Genomic DNA, 4,871 nt, shown 5'->3' with positions numbered 1-4,871 from the left:
TAAAAATACAATTTGGCCACCAGTTGCTGTTTTAATCCCGGTAGCAGCCATGCGGTAATGTGCTGTAGCAGTTGCAGCAGTGTTTGATTCCGCTATGTTTGCTATTGATGGGTTGACGTTTGATTCAGTTATTGTAGATTTACTTGCGTTGATATTAGCCGCGACAGAGTAATGCGGCAGTAATTGCCAATCAATTCGCAAATGGTTATCTGGATTGACCTCACCATACAAACACACGGGTGATGCTTGGTAACTGCGGCGCGCGTTGATATTAGCTTGTACTTTTACGCCGTCGCATAACACCAGCTGATTACCTACCATTCCTACTGCTTGACCAAATACAGCCGGTGCTGGTATTGGGCTCGCTTGAGCCCAAGTGTTGGTCTGGGTGTCATACACTTGGACTAAATTGACGTTGCCGTCGTTGTGCCAGCCGCTAAATAAATAGATGTAACGCTGTTGATATGCTACTGCAGTGGTGTCATCAACGGCCACTGGCATGTCGGCAATACGAGTATATTGATTGGTCTTAATCGAGTATTGGTAATTATCAATTGTGCTAATTTCGTCATGATTGTCGGCCACGGTATAACCGCCAAACACATACGCCTTATCGTTAATACCTATGGCAATTGACGCCAATCTGCCCGCTAAAGGCGCAATGTGAGGGACATCTGCAATTGACTTCCACTGTGCATTTTTTTCTGTAAGTGATAACGCCCAAGCATGATTGTGTACCGCGAGATGGTTTTTCTCTGGGGCTAGCCCCATAAAACTGAGTAAATAGCTTTTGTTGTTACTGTGTACCAATGCGATGGCATTATTACTCACAGGTTGGGGAATAGTGGCAATTGATGTGTTTTGCAGTGGTGCGGCATCAACTGTAGTAATACACAAAGCCCCGATGAGTACTAATGATTGAATAACACTAGAAGTACCTTTTAATGACGATAGTATCGATGTCATCACTGGCGGTAATGAAGCGTTGTGCATGGGTTAATCCTTAAATGCGAAGTCAGTAATGTATGCAAAAAGCAGATATTATCTCGGTTAATGTTTAATCCCAATCCCGACGCAGATAACGAATAATTTATTCACCCTTATTCGTGAGGCACCACAACATTCTGGTCTAAGTCGGGGATTTTTACATGAGTGAATGTTGTATTGCATTAGCTGTTTTGTGAATAGTATTCACCGTTAACGAGTGAGATTGCAATAAGCCACAGTAACAAAAATAATAGAATCATTGTGATGTATTTTTACATAAAACGGCCATGCGGTTGTTGATGTTATTTTATAGCGTAAACGTGTAATTTTGCTTGTATGTGCTGTTTTTTATCATGAATTAATACAACATCATTCGTCATAATGTCTCAAACACCGTTAATCATCAAACTGCTTACAGCATGTTAACGTTATATTGAGTCAAACTACCGCTATCAAAAATACCCGTTTTGTTTGTTTAGGGTAAGCCGAGTTTTACCAACCGTATTCCCTGAAACGCTCACAGCGGGTATTATCAAGTTAAATCCATCATTGCTCATTATTTACTGTCACGTTATCTTAAATATGAGTCGGTTACCCCCTGAAACCATTTAGTCGTAGGTTTTACTTTGTCATCAGAAAATTCAGTTAGCTTTATCCCTCATAGTTGGTTTGGGCATTTGTATCAGCGTGACGTAAATGCGATCAAATTGACGCAAGAGGGTATTACCTTTATACCTAGCCATGGCCAATTTTTAGCAAGATTTCGGCATAACAATAAACAGCTTATTATTGGGCAGTTATCATGGCAGCAATTAGATCACCCGCCACTGTTTAGTGCCAGTTTACTCGGTAACTTATTGAGCTTTAATGCTGCAGGTACCCATTATCAAATTCCATTTTTAAGTTATTTTGCTAAATCTGATTTTAAGCAACAGGTCGAATTACTCTGGGCTTTATCTCATCAAAAATCGCTGTGCGATTTGATATTACGAGTTGAAAAAGCCACATCGAGTCGGTATTTACGCCAGTCATTAGTAGACAAAATGCGCGCTAGAATCGAACGTGAGTACTTTCGCTGGTTCCCTTGGAGTGAAGGGGCTGAGCTACCCGCTAATATACGTACCGCATTAACTCAATTACACGATTTTTATCACTGGAATAAAGCGGATATAGAGCGCTTACGTGAAAGCTATATTCAATCACAGTTGCTTGCATTTGCGGGCTTTTTTGATCATGTTGAGTCAAATCCACTAACCAATAAACAGCGTCGAGCATGTATTATCGATGATGATAGTAATCTGCTTCTCGCGGGCGCTGGAACGGGGAAAACCAGCGTAATGGTGGGCAGAGCAGGTTATCTAGTGAATAGTGGTCAAGCTCAAGCTAATGACATTCTATTGCTTGCTTATGGCAAAAAAGCCGCCATGGAAATGGATCTGCGAATTAAACATAAGCTGGGCAGTGATGATATTAAGGCCAGTACTTTTCACAGTTTAGGCCTGAAAATTATTGCCGATGTTGAAGGCGTGAAACCTAGCTTATCAGCGTGGGTAAATGATGAACCCGCCAAAGACAAATGGGTGCATGATAGATTAGAAGTTTTGATTAAAAATGAATCTTATCGTAAACAACTTTTTGACTATTTTAGTCGTTATTATTACGTTGAAAAAAGCCCATTCGAATTTTCAACACAAGGTGAGTATTTTGAATATTTAAATGATAACGACATTCGCTCATTGAAAGGTGAAAGGGTCAAAAGTTTTGGTGAGTTGCATATCGCCAATTGGCTGTTTACCAATGGCATTGAATATCAATATGAAGCCAAGTATGAATTTGATGTCAGCACGGTTGATTTTCGCCAGTATCAAGCTGATTTTTATCTACCTGAATATGAGGTTTATATTGAATATTATGGCATTGATGAAGCCAATAATACGGCTCCTTTTATCGATCAAGCTGCATATTTAACATCAATGGAATGGAAACGGCAGTTACATCATCAGTGCCAAACCAACTGCATCGAATTATTTTATTATCAGCACAAGAAAAGTCAGTTAATTAATAAGCTTGAAAAAGCTTTAACGGTATTTAAGGTTAACTACTCACCTTTACCTGATGAAGCGATATTGGCAACTCTTTATGAACAGGGACGAGTCACTGAGCTGGCAAAATTGTTTAGCCAGCTCATTGGCTTGTACAAAGCCGCTTGTATTGACGAGGCCGGGCTGGAAAAGGTATTTGCCAATGCTACCCAAACGCGTAAAGCATTTGAATTACTCCAACCCATTTTACAGCAGTATCAACAGTATTTATCTGCTCACGGTGATATCGACTTTGAGGACATGATAGCCAAAGCGCTCGCATACCTGCAAAGTGGTCAATATGTCAGCCCATGGCAATATATCATGGTCGATGAGTTTCAAGATATTTCAGAACCCAGAGCACGTTTAGTGCGAGCCTTGCGAGATTCGCGCACGAAAAAAGGTAACAGCGATACTTCATTATTTTGTGTTGGCGACGATTGGCAGGCTATTTATCGCTTTAGTGGTGCGGATGTCCGTTTAACGACTCAATTTAAACGTTATTTTGGCCATGCCAGCGAAACGTATTTGGATCTTACTTTTAGATTTAATAACCGTATCGGTGAAGTGGCTAGCGCTTTTGTGAGTAAAAATCCGCATCAACTCAACAAAGATATCCATTCATTGGTACAAGTTGCCAAGCCTGCAGTATCAATACTTCGTCGTGGTACCAATGAGGGCGCAACTAAAGATGAGCCGAGTAACAACGCATTAGAGCAAGTCTTAAATGCTCTGTCCGTCCGCGTTACTCAAGCTGTTGATAAGCTTAAAGCTAAACCGACAGTATACTTACTGGCACGTTTCTGGTTTCAGTTGCCAGATAAAGACATGTTGCGTCAGTTAACGGCTAAATACCCGATGTTCGTGATTGAGTGTTTATCGTTTCATGCTTCAAAAGGTAAAGAGGCCGATTATGTGGTGATCATGGGAATGACCCAAGGCATACATGGATTTCCGTCGAAAAAAATAACGCCACCTTTACTTGATGCGTTTTTACCTAAAGCTGAAAATTTTGAGTTTGCAGAGGAACGGCGTTTATTCTATGTCGCGCTAACCCGTGCAAAGCACCGAGTTTACGTTATCGCCGATATGACCAATGTGAGCCCATTTATTGTGGAACTGATCCAACAAGATTATGCCGTTGAACAACAAGAATTTAGTACGTCTTTAGTGCAATCCTTGTTCGAACAAATTAACTGTGTCCGATGTACAACTGGGATATTAAAACCACGAGTGGGCAAGTTCACATCATTCTTTTCTTGCTCACACTTTCCATTATGCGATCACAAAGAAACAGGCTGTGACGAATGCGGCAGTCCGATGACACGCAAACGTTTTGTCGGTTTCAAGGTATGCCTCAATGACAGTTGTGCCCATATGGCGCCGCTATGTAACGTCTGTGGTGGTGATATGAGCTTAAGAGAAAGTGCTAGAGGGGCTTTTTGGGGCTGCAAAAATTATCGGGGTAACAACGTGCCTAGTTGTAGCAATACCATTAATACAGCCCAAAAATCACTTAAACCCAAACTGAATAAGATTTCGATAAGTTAAGATAAAAGTTAACAACATAACACCTTTATGCATTTAAGTAGTTTACTTAAATGCATATTGGCACAATGTTGAAAATGATTAAATATTGAAAGAGAATATATTATCCAATTGGTATGTTGTTTATAAATATATCTAAAAAAAGTCTAATTACCTTCAGAGTTTTGTTAATAATCGGGGGAGATATAAACAAAAAATCATTGGCTAACACAACGGTTTAGAAGTAATAACCAAAGTTAATATTGATACGTTTAT

2 protein-coding genes are annotated in these 4,871 nt (G+C 40.1%); one reads left to right on the top strand and one right to left on the bottom strand.

The annotated features are described in order from the left end of the window. A partial coding sequence (locus CXF78_RS10135; protein ID WP_102036704.1) for a Kelch repeat-containing protein occupies positions 1–993 on the bottom strand: 993 nt, incomplete at its 3' end. Between the two features lie 620 nt (positions 994–1,613). On the opposite strand from CXF78_RS10135, the gene CXF78_RS10130 reads away from it, so the two are divergent. Further along, entirely contained in the window at positions 1,614–4,619 is a 3,006-nt protein-coding gene (locus CXF78_RS10130) for a UvrD-helicase domain-containing protein (RefSeq protein ID WP_102036703.1), read from the top strand. The last annotated feature ends 252 nt before the right edge of the window (positions 4,620–4,871 follow it).

Source organism: Shewanella sp. 11B5 (genome assembly GCF_002836795.1).
GTDB lineage: Bacteria > Pseudomonadota > Gammaproteobacteria > Enterobacterales > Shewanellaceae > Shewanella > Shewanella frigidimarina.
The sequence above is the reverse complement of the archived record's forward strand: the minus strand, read 5'-3'. Positions and strand labels throughout refer to the sequence as shown.